General features: G+C 61.6%; 15 protein-coding genes. 2 read left to right on the top strand and 13 right to left on the bottom strand.

What is annotated here, in order from left to right:
* Positions 1–73 precede the first annotated feature (73 nt).
* The 8 genes from H0I86_RS22630 to minC all read right to left on the bottom strand — a co-directional run bounded on the left by H0I86_RS22630 (position 74) and on the right by minC (position 7,796).
* Positions 74–2,230 carry a mechanosensitive ion channel family protein gene (locus H0I86_RS22630; protein ID WP_180922268.1) on the bottom strand — a complete coding sequence of 719 codons (2,157 nt, stop codon included), beginning with the start codon at positions 2,228–2,230 and terminating at the stop codon, positions 74–76.
* 79 nt (positions 2,231–2,309) lie between these two features.
* Complete coding sequence (locus H0I86_RS22625; protein ID WP_124303308.1) at positions 2,310–2,516, bottom strand: hypothetical protein; 207 nt, start codon at positions 2,514–2,516, stop codon at positions 2,310–2,312.
* 167 nt (positions 2,517–2,683) lie between these two features.
* Entirely contained in the window at positions 2,684–3,973 is a 1,290-nt protein-coding gene (locus tag H0I86_RS22620; protein ID WP_007928670.1) for a M18 family aminopeptidase, read from the bottom strand.
* Positions 3,974–4,078: 105 nt separating this feature from the next.
* Positions 4,079–4,915: a hypothetical protein gene (locus tag H0I86_RS22615; protein ID WP_180922267.1), complete on the bottom strand. Its 837-nt coding sequence runs from the start codon at positions 4,913–4,915 to the stop codon at positions 4,079–4,081.
* Positions 4,916–5,072: 157 nt separating this feature from the next.
* Complete coding sequence (locus tag H0I86_RS22610; protein ID WP_180922266.1) at positions 5,073–5,708, bottom strand: RluA family pseudouridine synthase; 636 nt, start codon at positions 5,706–5,708, stop codon at positions 5,073–5,075.
* Between the two features lie 117 nt (positions 5,709–5,825).
* A complete protein-coding gene (gene minE, locus H0I86_RS22605) occupies positions 5,826–6,080 on the bottom strand; it encodes a cell division topological specificity factor MinE (RefSeq protein ID WP_007928666.1) in 255 nt (84 codons plus the stop codon).
* Positions 6,080–6,892: a septum site-determining protein MinD gene (gene minD, locus H0I86_RS22600; RefSeq protein ID WP_007928664.1), complete on the bottom strand. Its 813-nt coding sequence runs from the start codon at positions 6,890–6,892 to the stop codon at positions 6,080–6,082. The genes minE and minD overlap by 1 nt, the downstream gene beginning before the upstream one ends.
* A 166-nt stretch (positions 6,893–7,058) precedes the next feature.
* On the bottom strand, positions 7,059–7,796 hold the full coding sequence (minC, locus tag H0I86_RS22595; RefSeq protein WP_009045065.1) for a septum site-determining protein MinC: 738 nt from the start codon (positions 7,794–7,796) through the stop codon (positions 7,059–7,061).
* Between the two features lie 121 nt (positions 7,797–7,917).
* Here minC and H0I86_RS22590 point away from each other — a divergent pair, with 121 nt between their 5' ends.
* Together H0I86_RS22590 and H0I86_RS22585 are read left to right on the top strand one after the other, a co-directional pair.
* Positions 7,918–8,850 carry a lipid A biosynthesis lauroyl acyltransferase gene (locus H0I86_RS22590; protein ID WP_180922265.1) on the top strand — a complete coding sequence of 311 codons (933 nt, stop codon included), beginning with the start codon at positions 7,918–7,920 and terminating at the stop codon, positions 8,848–8,850.
* Positions 8,851–8,900: 50 nt separating this feature from the next.
* The gene (locus H0I86_RS22585; protein ID WP_180922264.1) at positions 8,901–10,073 is read left to right on the top strand and encodes a patatin-like phospholipase family protein; all 1,173 of its coding nucleotides are present in this window, start codon (positions 8,901–8,903) and stop codon (positions 10,071–10,073) included.
* Positions 10,074–10,162: 89 nt separating this feature from the next.
* On the opposite strand, the gene H0I86_RS22580 is transcribed toward H0I86_RS22585, so the two are convergent.
* The 5 genes from H0I86_RS22580 to H0I86_RS22560 form a co-directional block, all read right to left on the bottom strand.
* The gene (locus H0I86_RS22580; RefSeq protein WP_180922263.1) at positions 10,163–11,017 is read right to left on the bottom strand and encodes a pirin family protein; all 855 of its coding nucleotides are present in this window, start codon (positions 11,015–11,017) and stop codon (positions 10,163–10,165) included.
* Between the two features lie 142 nt (positions 11,018–11,159).
* Complete coding sequence (locus H0I86_RS22575; protein ID WP_180922262.1) at positions 11,160–11,945, bottom strand: outer membrane protein OmpK; 786 nt, start codon at positions 11,943–11,945, stop codon at positions 11,160–11,162.
* Positions 11,942–12,328, bottom strand: a complete 387-nt coding sequence (locus H0I86_RS22570; protein WP_180922261.1) for a hypothetical protein — start codon at positions 12,326–12,328, stop codon at positions 11,942–11,944. The genes H0I86_RS22575 and H0I86_RS22570 overlap by 4 nt, the downstream gene beginning before the upstream one ends.
* Position 12,329: 1 nt before the next feature.
* Positions 12,330–13,115, bottom strand: a complete 786-nt coding sequence (locus H0I86_RS22565) for an outer membrane protein OmpK (RefSeq protein WP_180922260.1) — start codon at positions 13,113–13,115, stop codon at positions 12,330–12,332.
* Between the two features lie 145 nt (positions 13,116–13,260).
* Positions 13,261–14,619, bottom strand: coding sequence for a nucleobase:cation symporter-2 family protein (locus tag H0I86_RS22560; RefSeq protein ID WP_180922259.1), 1,359 nt, complete (start codon positions 14,617–14,619; stop codon positions 13,261–13,263).
* Between the last annotated feature and the right edge of the window lie 6 nt (positions 14,620–14,625).

Raw genomic sequence — 14,625 nt, 5'->3', positions numbered from 1 at the left:
AGGTGGCAAAACCTGTGACCGCCCCAGTCGTGGAGAGTGCGGCCGCGCCCTTGCCGGTGCGCGGCCGGTCGCCTTACTCCTCTTGCTGAGGGCCGCCGCCGGCGGTGATCACTTGCACGCTCATGCGTGGCGTGGCCAGGTCCATTCCGGCTTCGTCGAGGTGGCGCTTGAGGGACAGGTTGAAGGCCCGTGACACTTCCCATTGCTTGATCGGCGCGGTCTTGAAGCGGGCGCGCAGAATCGCGTTGCCGGACTCGAAGCTCTCCACCCCCTGGAACTCCAGCGGCGACCAGATGTTGCGCCGTTGCAGCGGGTCGGTGCGCATCTTCTGGCCAACATCGCGCATCAGCTTGATGGCCTCGTCTATGTCCATGTTGTACGGAATGGCCACCCGGAAGATCGCGTAGCCGAACTCCCGGGAGTAGTTCTTGATGCTCTTGATTTCGCTGAACGGGATGGTGTGCACGATGCCGTCGATGTCCCGCAGGCGCACGGTGCGGATGGTCAGGCCTTCGACGGTGCCCAGGTGGCCGCCGACGTCCACGTAGTCGTCGATGGCCAGGGAGTCCTCGATGATGATGAACAGGCCGGTGATCAGGTCGGCCACCAGCGACTGGGCGCCAAAGCCGATGGCCAGGCCGATCACCCCGGCACCGGCCAGCAGCGGCGTGACGTTCATGCCCATGTTCGCCAGGGCGACGATCAGGGCGATGATGAAGATCGCCACGAACAGCACGTTGCGGATCAGCGGCATCATGGTCTGCGCCCGGGCATTGGCCAGGCCTTTGCGCGAGCGGGTCAGGGCGTGGTGCACCGCGGTGTCACTGAGGATCCAGATCAGCCAGGCGAACAGCAGGGTGCCGCCGAGGCTGAACAGCTTGACGCTGATTTCGTGGCCGTCGCCTTCGGTGAAGCGGATCAGCGACATGCCCCAGACCCGCAGGCCGAGTTCGATGAACACCAGCCACACCATCAGGTGGGCGAGGGTGTAGAAGAAACCTTTCAGGCGCTCGGAATACAGGGCGTGGCGCTTGTGCCCGCGCTGGGGCTTGAGGGAATGGCGGCGCACCAGGCCATTGATCACCATGCACAGCACCAGCAGCACGGTGCAGATCAGCGACTGGCGCAGGGCGGTGCTGGTGTCGCCGGCGGAAATGAAGGTGGCGAACAGGGAAATGGCCACCAGCACCAGCGCTGGCAGGTACCAGAAGGTGCCGATGATCTCGATGGTATCGCTCAGGGCGCGGCGGGTCAGGCGCCGGGACAGCGGCTGGTTGCGGATCAGGTGCGCGATCGGCCGGCGGAAACGCAGGATGAACACGCCGGTGGACAGGGCCGCCATGACATTGGCGAAGGTGGCCGCGGTGTGCGCCAGGTGGCTGCCCAGGCTGGCGATCAAGCGTGGGTCGCTCAAGGCCTCGCCGAAGGCGGCGAAACTGCCGATCAGCCATAACGGCCGGAACGCCTGGCGGCGCAGGATGTACAGGGCGCGGTGACGGTTCGGACCGTCCAGCACGGAAAAGGCGATCACGCAGATCGCCGAGAAGCAGGTGCCGACCACCAGTGCGTAAGCCAGGACCATGGCCAGGTCCTTTCCCAGGGACGACGGCAGTTTGTAGGTCATGTACACGGTCATGATCAGCGCGATCAGCCAGGGCCCCAGTTTGCGCAGGGCGAAGCGCAGCAGGTCCCAGGTCTTGGGGTGTTGCGGCAGTTCTTCGGTGAGGCCGAAACGCTCCCGCAGGCGGTGACTGAGCCAGATCAGCGCCGCCGCCAGCAGGCTCCAGACCATCAGGATCAGGGCGAAGGCGAAGATGATCGGCAGCCATTCGCTGGCTGGCAGCATCAGGGCTGCCAGTTCATCCTGGGCCTGATCGAATTCGTTCGACCAGCGGGTGATTGGGCTGTCGGCGCCGGAGAACTGTTTTTCGAAGCTGGACAGGGTGCCGCCGATCAGGCCGAGCACGCCTTCTTCGGCGGGCGTCTGGGCTTTTTTCGTGGCGTCGCGAAGCTTTTTCAGGTCGGTCAGCAGTTGGGTACGTTGCTGGTCGTTTTCCAGGGATTTGATGACCTCGTCCAGCGACTGTCCCAGGGGCTGCTCGGCTTGTGGCTGGGTTTTACCGCTGTTGAGCAGGCCCGGCAAACCCATCGCCTGGGCCGATGACAGTGGCAATAGTGTCAGGAGACAGAGAAACAGGCAGTAGGGCAGAACGGAAAGACGAGCGAACACTGGGCGGTCAACCTCAGAAAAAGCGGATCGACCGAGTGTACGAGGCAGCTAATACCAATGCGAGCCTGGACGGCGCATTTTATTCGGCGAGTTTGGCGAGGATCTTGTAGATCACGGTGCCAAGGATCAGCAGCATACCGGCCCACATGCTGAAGATGCCGGCATTCTTGTCGCGGAAGTTGTAGCCGATGGCCAGCAGGATCATCCCCGAGAGAATGGGAATGAGCATGGCGTGGAACGAAGACATCGAGATCATGGCGACAGCCTTGTCGGAGGGGATACTCATCAGTCTAGGTGGCTTTGGCCGAATTCGGGTTGATGTGCATCAGAAATGCTTCAGCACCCTTGTCGTCGCTGCCGCAGGCTGCGATCGCCTGTAAAACAGGCGCAGGATTCTCGGATCGCTGAAGCCCTTCGGGCTTTTCGCAGACTGCGGCAGCGGCTACACGGGGCTTATGGCAGGTCGCGGCTGGCGTAGAACGCGCTCAGTACCTTCACCAGATGCGCCAGGTCGTGGCTGCCGCACAGTTCGCGGATCGAGTGCATGGCGAAGGTCGGCAGGCCGATATCCACGGTGCGCACGCCCAGGTGGCTGGCGGTGATCGGGCCGATGGTCGAGCCACAGCCCATGTCGCTGCGCACCACGAAGCTTTGCACCGGCACTTCCTCGGCCATGCACAGATGGCGGAAGAAACCGGCGGTTTCGCTGTTGGTGGCGTAGCGCTGGTTGCTGTTGACCTTGATCACCGGGCCGGCGTTGAGTTTCGGGCCGTGGTTGGCATCGTGTTTGTCGGCGTAGTTGGGGTGCACGCCATGGGCGTTGTCGGCCGAGACCAGCAGCGACTTCTGGATGGTGCGCACGAATTCGTCGCCTTCGGGCAGCAGGCGGCGCAGGGTCTGCTCGAGCATCGGGCCGTCGGCGCCGCAGGCCGAGCAGGAGCCGACTTCTTCGTGGTCGTTGCAGACCAGCACGCAGGTTTCCTCGGTGTCGGCGTTGAGCAAGGCTTGCAGGCCGGCGTAGCAGGACAGCAGGTTGTCCAGGCGCGCGCCGGCGATGAAATCGCCGTGCAGGCCGATCACCGCCGCGCTTTGGGTGTCGTAGAAGCTCAGCTCATAGTCGAGCACCACATCGGCGTTCAGGCCGTGTTCGCGGGCCAACTGGTCGGTCAGCACCGCGCGGAAGTCGACCCGCTCGTCGCCGGCGAATTGCGCGAGGATCGGCGGCAACTCGGTCTGGGCATTGATGGCCCAGCCCTGGTTGGCTTCGCGATTGAGGTGAATGGCCAGGTTGGGGATGATCGCGATGGGCGCCTTGAAGTCGATCAGCTGGCTTTCGACCTTGCCGTCGCGACGGAAGGTGACGCGGCCGGCCAGCGACAGATCGCGGTCGAACCAGGGCGCCAGCAGGGCGCCGCCATAGACTTCCACACCCAGTTGCCAGAAGCCCTGGCGTTGCAGCTCCGGTTGCGGCTTGACCCGCAGGCACGGGCTGTCGGTGTGCGCGCCGACCATGCGGATCCCGCCTTGAAGGGGCGAATGCCGACCCAGCTTGACGGCCACGATGGAGGAGTCATTGCGGGTGACGTAGTAGCGACCGTTGGCTTCGGTGGTCCACGGCTCGCGCTCGTCGAGGCGCTGATAGCCCGCGGCCTCCAGGCGTTGAACGAGGCTGGCGGTTGCATGGAAAGGGGTTGGGGAGGCCTTGAGGAAGTCGATCAGGCCCTGGTTCAGCTCTTCGCGCATAAGTAACTCCAGACAGCAGTGGCGCGAGTTTACCGTATCGGCTCGCGGCATTGCAGGCGCAATGCCGTAGAGAGAGACAACATTCATCGCGGCAGGGAGAACGACTCAGCCGGTGATCAGGTTGCCTTTGAGGAACACTTCGCGGCGTTGCTTGCGGCCCACATATTCATGCTTGCTGGCCTGGTAAACCTGGTTGAATTTCTCTGCGCAAATGCCTGGCAGTTGATCGAGGTATTCCTCCACCAGCGCGTCGTACTGTGCTTCGGTGATCAGTTTGTAGACTTCGCGACGGTAGAAGAACCCCAACTGAAAACCCAGGGTTTCGCTGGGATGGGGCGTGATGGTCGCGAAGCAGTTCTCGAAGTCGATGGCCTTGAGCGGAGCCTGGGGGCTGATCATGATGTTGCCGGCCCAGAAGTCCATGTGGGTGATGTTCTTTTGCGCGAGGGAGTGCAGCAGGCCGAATGCATCGCGGATAAAGGGCTCGATCTTGTCCGGGTTGTTGCGCAACCACTGTACGCCGTCGACGTAATCGTCCAGCAGGCGGGTAAGGATGAAGTATTCCTGTACCAGCCCCAGGCGATCCCGGGTATAGCCGAATCCTTCAAGGTCGGACATCTGTACGCCGCGTCGCTGGGCTTCGACGGTGTTGATCAGCTCTTCCAGCGGCCAGTCGAAGCGGCCGTTGCGCTGGGGCTTGCCCAGGGTGACGCGAACTTTCGCCTTGAGCGTATCCAGAGGCTGCACCTTGGCGAACAGCGGTGTCTCGCCGGTCGCCAAGGGGGCGCTGGCGCGGGTCTGTTTGTGTGCGTGACGTTGGCGAATGAGTTGTTCGAGGGCTGTGCAGGCGTCTGCCGAAGGTTTTTCGCGAAGGTGCAGAGTGGTATTCAGAAAGCAGAAGGTGAAAGGGTAATCGCGTTGAAATGGCTGACTGCTGAGCACGAGGGCTTCCTGCCTTAATGTTGAATAGCCACTATTTTAATATTTTTTTCACAAATCCATAACAAATTATTCAGATTAATCTTCATTTTTGATCGGATTTTTCCGTATCTGTATGCCCCTCAATCGAGGGGCATACAGATACGGTGGCCGCTCTCGATCAGAACGGTGCCGGGCACTCGAAGCGCAGGCGTTCGCCGCTCTGCGGATGGGTGAAACTGAGCATGCTGGCGTGCAGGCACAGGCGTGACCAGGCGGCCAGCGCTTGTGGGTGCGCGTACAGGCCGTCGCCCAGCAGTGGATGGCCGATGGACAGCATATGCACCCGCAACTGGTGCGAGCGCCCGGTGATCGGGGTCAGCTCGACGCGGCACCAGTCGCCGCAGCGTTCCAGCACTCGCCAGAAGGTCAGAGCGTTCTTGCCGAACTCGTGGTCCACCACGTGCCGCGGTTTGGTCGGCGGGTCGTAGCGCAGCGGCAGGTCGATGCTGCCGCTGTCCAGTTCCGGCTGGCCCCAGCACAGCGCGGTGTAGGCTTTCTCGGTCTCGCGGTCGTGAAATTGCCGGGACAGTTCGCGATGGGTATCGGGGTTGCGGGCCAGCAGGATGATGCCGGAGGTTTCCCAGTCCAGCCGATGGACGATGCGGGCTTCCGGGTAGCCGTTTTCCTGCAGGCGGGTGATCAGGCAATCCTTGTTGTCATCGGCCCGGCCAGGCACTGAGAGCAGCAGGGTGGGTTTGTCCACCACCAGGACGGCGGCGTCCTGGTGAATGATGCGGATATTCGACAGCGGCATTAAAACAGCCTCGTAACAAACGCCAACGGCGGCTCGATCAACCCGGCTTCTACAGGAACAAGCTTGCTCCTGTAGAAAAACCGAGGGATCGAGCCGCCGTGGCTCCAGCCGAATCGATCAGCGATCAGGCAGGGTGATATTGAGTTCCAGGATCGAGCAACTGCCCTGGTTTTCCAGAGCGACATGCACATCATCGGACCCGATATTGACGTACTTGCGGATTACTTCCACCAGTTCCTTCTGCAAGGCAGGCAAGTAATCAGGGGTAGTGCGTTGGCCGCGTTCATGCGCCACGATGATCTGTAGACGCTCTTTCGCTACCGACGCGGTGCTTACTTTTTTGCTGGCACGAAAGAAGTCAAAAAGATTCATTACCTACCTCCAAACAGGCGCTCGAAGAATCCCTTCTTCTCAACATCAAGGAACCGGTGTTCCACGGTTTTACCCAGCAGACGATCGACAGCATCGCTGTACGCCTGGCCGGCGTCGCTCTGGTCATCGAGAATAACCGGAACGCCTTGGTTGGAAGCCTTGAGTACTGCCTGGGATTCTGGAATCACGCCCAGCAGCGTTACTGCGAGAATCTCTTTGACGTCTTCGACGCCAAGCATTTCGCCGTTGCTGACACGCGAAGGGTTGTAGCGGGTCAGCAGCAGGTGTTCCTTGATCGGGTCTTCGCCGTTCTCCGCGCGCTTGGATTTGCTGGCCAGCAGGCCCAGCATGCGGTCGGAGTCACGTACCGAGGAAACTTCCGGGTTGGTCACGACAATCGCTTCGTCGGCGAAGTACATGGCCAGGTGAGCACCTTTTTCGATACCGGCCGGGGAGTCGCAGACCACGAATTCGAAGGTCTCCTTGAGCTCCATCAGCACTTTTTCCACGCCTTCCTGGGTCAGCGCGTCTTTGTCGCGGGTCTGACTGGCGGCCAGTACGTAGAGGTTTTCCAGGCGCTTGTCTTTGATCAGGGCTTGCTGCAGGTTGGCTTCGCCGTTGACCACGTTGACGAAGTCATACACCACGCGACGTTCGCAACCCATGATCAGGTCGAGGTTACGCAAGCCGACGTCGAAGTCGACGATGACAGTTTTGTGGCCGCGCAGAGCGAGGCCGGTACCGATAGCGGCGCTGGTGGTGGTCTTACCCACACCACCCTTGCCGGATGTAACCACGAGAATCTTGGCCAAGGTGTTTCACCCCTAAGGAAAAAGGACTTTTAGCCCCTGAAAAACATCTCTTGAAAACTACTGCAGTCGGACAGCCTTGGCTGGAGGTCGGTTAACACCTGCTCCTACTTCGTTTGAGCCGTATTCGCTAGGTTTTAGAGATGCTTGGAAAATGCGGCAGTATCCGTTAAAGACGTGTGATGTTCAACACGTCACCCGACAGGCTGACCTGGACCCCGGCACCCCACAACGGATCGCGCCGCAGATCCTCGGAAACCTTGTACTGGCCGGCGATGGACACCAGTTCAGCGCTCAACTGCTGACAGAAAATCCGTGCCTTGGTGTCGCCCTTGACCCCGGCCAGCGCTCGACCGCGCATCGGGCCGTATACATGGATGTTGCCATCGGCCAGAAGTTCCGCACCCGGACTGACCGAGGAGGTCACTACCAGATCGCCACCCTGGGCATAGATCTGTTGTCCGCCGCGTACTGGCGAAGTGATGATGCGGGTGGGCTTGATGGTCGGCTCAGGCGGTTTTTCAGGCTTCTTCCGGGCTTCGTTTTCCTGCGGTTCCAGCGGTCGTTCCCGGGCGCCGGAGGGCGGCAGGACCGGCAGATCGACGGCGATCGCCGCGGCGATGTCTTCGATGCGGCTGGCGCGGATCGCCAGGGTGCGCAGCCCATGGTGACGGCAGACGCGCATCAGGCCGGGCAGATCGACGGCGCCTTCGCTGGCTGGCAGTTTGTCCAGCGCCAGCACCAGCGGGGCGTTACTGAAGAAATTCGGGGCTTGCGCGACCTTCGCCGCCAGTTGGCGATCGAGGCCTTCGAGGTCGTTGCGGGCCAGTTCCAGCACGGTGATGGCCAGCATGCTGCCCTTCAACTGGAATACAGGATCCAGGTCTTGCGATTCGGTTTGGCTCATGGTCGGCATAAAGCGGCTTGTCACTAAAAGTGCCGAGACTTATAACGAGAACGCCCGCAGGCCGCAAGCCGGGTCGAACCGATGTAGAATGCGCGACCTTGTTGTCTGTCCGGAATCTGTAATGGATCGCCCGCGTTTTCGAGCTGCATTTCTTTATCCCCGTTTTTGGCCGCTGTGGCTGGGCCTGGGCCTGCTATGGCTGGTGGTCCAGTTGCCTTATCCGCTGCTGCTGTGGATCGGCCGTGCCCTGGGCGCGCTGATGTACCGGGTGGCCGGAGAGCGTCGGCGGATCGCCAAGCGCAACCTGGAACTGTGTTTCCCCGAGAAGTCCGCCGCCGAGCGCAAGCGCCTGCTCAAGGAAAACTTCGCCTCCACCGGCATCGCCTTTTTCGAAATGGCCATGAGCTGGTGGTGGTCCAAGCCGCGCCTGGCGCGCCTGGCCCATGTCGAAGGGCTGGAGCACCTCAAGCAGGCGCAACTGGAAGGCAAGGGCGTGATCCTCATGGCCCTGCACTTCACCACTCTGGAAATCGGCGCGGCGTTGCTGGGCCAGCAGCACACCATCGACGGCATGTACCGCGAGCACAAGAACCCGCTGTTCGATTTCGTCCAGCGCCGTGGCCGCGAGCGGCACAATCTGGATTCCCTGGCGGTGGAGCGTGAAGACGTGCGCGGCATGCTCAAGCTGCTGCGTGCCGGGCGTGCCATCTGGTACGCACCGGACCAGGATTACGGCGCCAAGCAGAGCGTATTCGTGCCGCTGTTCGGCATCCAGGCGGCGACGGTTACCGCCACCAGCAAGTTCGCCCGGCTGGGCAAGGCCCTGGTGGTGCCTTTCACTCAGCAACGGCTGGCCGATGGCAGTGGTTATCGGCTGGTGATTCACCCGCCGTTGCAGGATTTCCCGGGAGAGACCGAAGAGGCCGATTGCCTGCGCATCAACCAGTGGATCGAAGGCGTGCTGCGCGAGTGCCCGGAGCAGTACCTGTGGGCGCACCGCCGCTTCAAGAGCCGCCCGCCAGGCGAGCCGAAGCTGTATAAGAAGCGCGGTTGAAATTATCGCGTTAGATTGAAAACTCTTTATCAGCGCCATGGAGTGTAGCGATGAGCCCAGCGGAACCGGTCACAGGATTGATTCTTTCCGGCGGCGGGGCTCGTGCGGCATATCAGGTGGGGGTATTGGCGGCGATTGCCGAGTTGCTGCCGGCGGGGGCGAGCAATCCGTTTCCGGTGATTGTCGGGACCTCGGCCGGGGCGATCAACGCGGTCAGCCTGGCCAGCGGCGCGCTGGATTTCACCGCGGCCATCGAGCGTCTCACGGCATTCTGGCAGGGCTTTCGCAGCCATCAGGTGATCCGCAGCGACTGGCCCGGGGTAATCCGACAGGCCACCCGGTTCGTCGGCCACAGCCTGCTCGGCCTGGGCGCGCAGGTGCCGGTGGCACTGCTCAACAGCGCGCCGCTGCGGCAGTTGTTGAACGATAAGCTGCAACTGTCCGGCATTCGTCAGGCGATCGCGCGAAAGCACCTGCAAGCGGTGGCGGTCACGGCCTTCGGTTATGAATCGGGCCAGGCGGTGACCTTCTACCAGGGCGGCGGCACCATCGATGCCTGGCTGCGCCATCGGCGTATCGGCCTGCCCACCGAACTCACGGTCGAACACTTGCTGGCCAGTTCGGCGATTCCGTTGCTGTTCGCGCCGGTGAAAATCGACCAGGAGTTTTTCGGCGACGGCGCGGTGCGGCAATCGGCGCCCATCAGTCCGGCGTTGCACCTGGGGGCCAGCCGGGTGCTGGTGGTCGGGGTCAGCGGCAACCCCCGTGGCATTGATCCTCAGGCGCCCCAGCAACGCAGCTACACCGGGCAGCAGCCGACGCTGGCGCAGATCGGCGGCCACATGCTCAACAGTACCTTCATTGACAGCCTGGAGAGCGACATCGAGCTCTTGCAGCGGCTCAACCAGTTCAGTCATCTGCTGCCATCGGGCACGCCCGTCCGCGCTCTGGGCGTGGCGCCGGTGGAGGTGCTGGTGATTGCGCCCAGCCAGCCGATCGACGAGATCGCTGCCCGTCATCGGCATGAGCTGCCGGCGGCACTGCGCCTGTTTCTGCGCGGGCCGGGGGCGACCAAGACCAGCGGTGCCGGGGTCCTGAGTTACCTGTTGTTCGAGTCGGGGTATTGCAGCGAACTGATCGAACTGGGACGCAGCGATGCCTTGGCCAAGCGCGACGAGCTGCGGCGGTTCCTGGGGTTGGCGGCAGAAGTCGCGACCGTCTAAATGCATCGAGGGCAAGCTTGCCCTCACAGAAACCTTGCCTCTGTGTGGGAGCGGGCTTGCCCTCGATAGCGGTTTTGAGCCTGCGTGGCTCAGGCCGTCAGTTTGTCGTCGCGAAAATCCCGCAACGCCTGCTCGATCTCTTCCCGGGTGTTCATCACGAACGGGCCGTACTGCACGATCGGCTCGCCCAGAGGCTTGCCGGCAATCAGCAGCACACGGGCCCCGGCGGCACTGCTCAGCCGGATCTCGCCCTGGTCGGACAGGCGCACCAGCTTGCTGCTGGCGACCGGTTGCGGATGCCCGGGCAGCTCGATCTGGCCTTCATAGACATACAGCAGGGCCCGGTGCCCCTCGGGCAGACGCGGGCTGATACTGGCGCCTGCCGGCAGGCGCAGGTCGAAGTAGTGGGGCTCGGTGTCCGGTCGTTCCACGGCGCCAGTCTGTTGCACCTGGCCGTCGTCGAAGCGGCCGGCGATCACCACCACTTCCACGCCATTGACGGTGGTCAGGCGCGGGATGTCCTGGGGTTGAATGTCCCGGTAACCGGCCTTATCCAGCTTGTGCTTGCCCGGCAGGTTCAGCCATAGCTGGAAGCCGCGCATCACGCCTTCTTCCTGTTCCGGCATCTCGCTGTGGATGATGCCCTTGGCAGCGGTCATCCACTGCACGCCACCGCCTTCCAGCAGGCCGACGTTGCCCAGGTGATCCTCGTGGCGCATGCGGCCTTCGAGCATGTAGGTGACGGTTTCGAAACCGCGATGGGGGTGGGGCGGGAAGCCGGCGATGTAATCGTCGGGGTTTTCCGAGCCGAACTCGTCGAGCATCAGGAACGGGTCGAAACGCTCGACACCCTGGCCACCGAAGACCCGGGTCAGTCTGACGCCGGCACCGTCCGAGGCGGGCTGGCCGGTATGGACGCTGAGTACTTTGCGAAAATGAGTCATCGATGCAACTCCTGATCAGGTTGGAATGAGCGACATGCTATGCCAGCTCAACTGATCGATGGTTGCGAATATCGGCGCGTTGCTATCGATTTATTCGATGTAATCCGTTCCCGCGACCAGCACGGGAACGGCGCTCACAGCATCAGAAGTGGTACTTGAGCAGCAGGCTGGCGGTGTTCTGGTCGGTGTCGAAGTAGGGGGTGTCCTTGACCCCGTACTTGTTCTTCCAATAGTCGTATTCGATACCGACATACAGCTGTTTGTCGCCCAGTTTCAGCGCCTTGCCCAGGTCGTACTTGATCTGCGGGTTGATGTGCAGGTTGGCGTGGTACTCGCCTTTGGAATTCTTGTCGTTGTCCACCACCCAGTCGATGAAGCCGTCGATCAGGATGTCAGAACGGCCCATGGGAATGGTGTAGGACCAGACCGGGGTGATCTGCCAGACATTGTCGCCGGCTCGGCTGCCTTCGGTCTGGCGGTTGTAGAAGTTCAACTGGAAGTAATCGAACCCGGGGATCGCCAGGTCGAAACCCGGACCGATCAGGTAGGACTCGTTATCGCCTTCGCCGAACTCGTAAGTCATGGCCAGCAATACATCCTTGATCGGACCGAACTCCAACTTCCGGTCAAAGATCTTGCCGAATGAAAGACGCGGGCTGAACTCGCCGTAATAAGTGTTCGGGCCGACGTTGCCGTCCTTTTTACCGTTGTAGAAGATCTTGTCGATAAACAGGAAGTTGTCGCCGTACTTCCAGGCATCGGCATGTTCGAACGTAACGGTCTGTTGGATCTCTGGATTGATCGCGAAGTCTTTGCCGTAGAGGTAGGTCAGGCTGTTGTTCTGCCATTGCAGCAGGTCGCCGGCGGTGGCCTGGGCCCCAGCCAGCAAGGATCCGGCAAGCATCAGGCCTTTACAGATGCGGTTCATTCGGTTGCTCCCAAAAAGTAAGTGGTTCCACGTTTTTCTTTAAAAGCCGGTGCTCTGGTGTGGCACCTTTCAGTGGCTGAAAAATCATCCGATCGGTCAGCTTTGTTGCTGGTAGCAAGAGCTGAGCCAAGGCGAAAAAAAAACGCAAAAACTCCCTTACGGCTGTACCAATACAGTCGATCGAGAGTGAATTCGGTTCTAAATCGGTACGCCTTGGTACTTTCCAGAGGCCGGGATAAGTTGGCTTTCTGGTCAGGCTTTAAATCCGGGCTTTTTTTTTCACCGGATTCAGGCGGCCGCGGAGAATACTGACTCCCACGGCCTTGCTCAAGTGCTCTGCAATAGCGCACTTGAAACAACTTTGGAGCACGTTTGCCAGCCATCCTAGAAATGCACCTTCACCAGCAGGCTGGCGGTGTTCTGGTTGGTGTCCAGGTTCGGGCTGTTCTGGATGCCGTACTTGTCCTTCCAGTAGCTGTATTCGAGGCCGACATACAGTTGCCTCTCGCCCAGGCGCAGGGCCTTGCCCAGGTCGTATTTGATCTGCGGGTTGATATGCAGGTTGGCGTGGTAGGTGCCGCGGTCGTTCTGGTCGTTGTCCACCACCCAGTCCAGGTAGCCGTCGATCAACAGGTTCGAGCGACCCAGCGCAATGCTGTAGGACCAGGAGGGGGTGATCTGCCAGACACCGTCGCCGGGGCGCGGGCCTTCGGTCTGGCGGCGGTAGAAGTTCAGGGTGAAATAGTTGAAGCCCGGGACGGCGAGGTCGAAACCGGGGCCGATCAGGTAGGCCTCGCTGTCGCCTTCGCCATATTCGTAGGTCATGGCCAGCAACACATCCTTGACCGGGCCGAAGGCCAATGAGCGGTCGAGGATCTTGCCGAACGACAGCCTGGGGCTGAACTCGCCGTAAAAGGCGTGACGGCCTTTGTTACGGTCTTCCTGGCCGTTATAGAAAATCTTGTCGACGAACAGGAAGGTGTCGCCGTACTTCCATCGGTCGGCGTGCTCGAAGGTCACCGTCTGCTGGATCGACGGGTTGATCGCGAAGTTTTTGCCGTACAGGTACGTCAGGCTGTTGGTCTGCCACAGTAGCAGGTCGCTGGCCATGGCCTGGGTCGTCGCCAGCAGTGCGCCGCTGAGCAGCAGGTGTGCGTGTGCATGTCTCATCGTGTTGCTCCCTGTTTGTTTTTATTGTCAAGGCGCAGGCAGCCGCCGACTGCGACCGGGCGCGGTGCCGGGTCTGCCTGTCGTGCGTGTATTTTGGGTATCGACGGTCAAGCAGGGGCGACCGCCAGGCCGCCTCGTTCAGGCTTCAATGCTGGTGGGCGTGTCGGGCGTTGCTGGCGGCCCGTTCGGTGCCGCCCAGGATGTTGAACAGCAGGTTCAGGGCCAGTGCACTGAGGGTCGCCATGGCGATTCCGCTGTGGGTGATGGGGCTCATCCATAGGGGCAGGTGAGCGAAGAACTCCGGGCGGACCACCGGAATCAGGCCCATGCCGATGCTCACCGCCACCAGCAGTTGATTGCGGCGGTCGGCGATGTCGGTTTCCTGGAGGATCTTGATTCCGGTCGCCGCCACCATGCCGAACATGGCGATGGCCGCGCCACCCAATACCGCCGGTGGAATCGAGGCCACCAGGAAAGCCGCCTTGGGCAGCAGGCTCAGCACGATCAGCAGGCCGCCGGCGACTATGGTCACCGAGCGGCAACGCACGCCGGTCATCTGCACCAGGCCGATGTTCTGGGCGAACGAGGAGTGGGTGAAAGTGTTGAGGAAACCGGCAAAAAACGAGGCGCCGGCATCACACAGCAGGCCGCGACGCAGCATGCGCGGGGTGACTTCCTGGCCGGTGATTTTCCCCAGTGCCAGGAACATCCCGGTGGATTCGACAAAGATGATCACCACCACCAGGCACATCGAAAGGATCGGCGCCAGATGGAACTGCGGCATGCCGAAATGCAGCGGAGTGACCACCTGCAACCAGGGTGCCTGGGCCATGCCGCTGAGGTCGACCATGCCGATCAGGCCGCAGAGCACGTAGCCCAGGCCCATGCCGATCAACACGGAAATATTCACCCAGAAACCGCGCATGAAACGGTGCACCAGCAGGATGGTGCCCAGTACCAGCGCGGCGATGGCCAGGTAGATGGGGGAACCGAATTCGGCATTGTGGCTGCCGCCGCCCGCCCAGTTCACCGCGACCGGGAACAGCGACAGGCCGATGGAGGTGATGACGGTGCCGGTGACCAGGGGCGGGAAGAAGCGCACCACCTTGGACATGAAGGGCGCGATGAGCATGCCGAAGAAACCGGCGGCGATGGTCGCGCCAAAGATCCCCTGCAGGCCGATGCCGGGCATGCCGGCCATGGCTACCATGCTGCCCACCGCGGCAAAGCTGGCCCCCATCATCACCGGCATGCGGATGCCCATGGGGCCGATGCCGAGGGATTGCACGATGGTCGCGATGCCGGCGACCAGCAGGTCGGCATTGATCAGGAAGGCGATTTCTTCACGGTTCAGACCCGCGGCCTGTCCGATGATCAGCGGCACCGCGATGGCACCTCCGTACATCAGCAGGACATGCTGCAACCCGACCAGGATCAGTTGCAAAAGGGGCAGTCGCGCAATGGCGGGTGCGTCGGGGATGCGCGGTTCGTTTAACGCGGACATGCAACA

This window comes from Pseudomonas chlororaphis subsp. aurantiaca (genome assembly GCF_013466605.1).
Taxonomy (GTDB): Bacteria; Pseudomonadota; Gammaproteobacteria; order Pseudomonadales; family Pseudomonadaceae; genus Aquipseudomonas; species Aquipseudomonas chlororaphis_I.
Note: the sequence above shows the minus strand (reverse complement) of the source record. Positions and strands in the feature narration are given on the sequence as shown.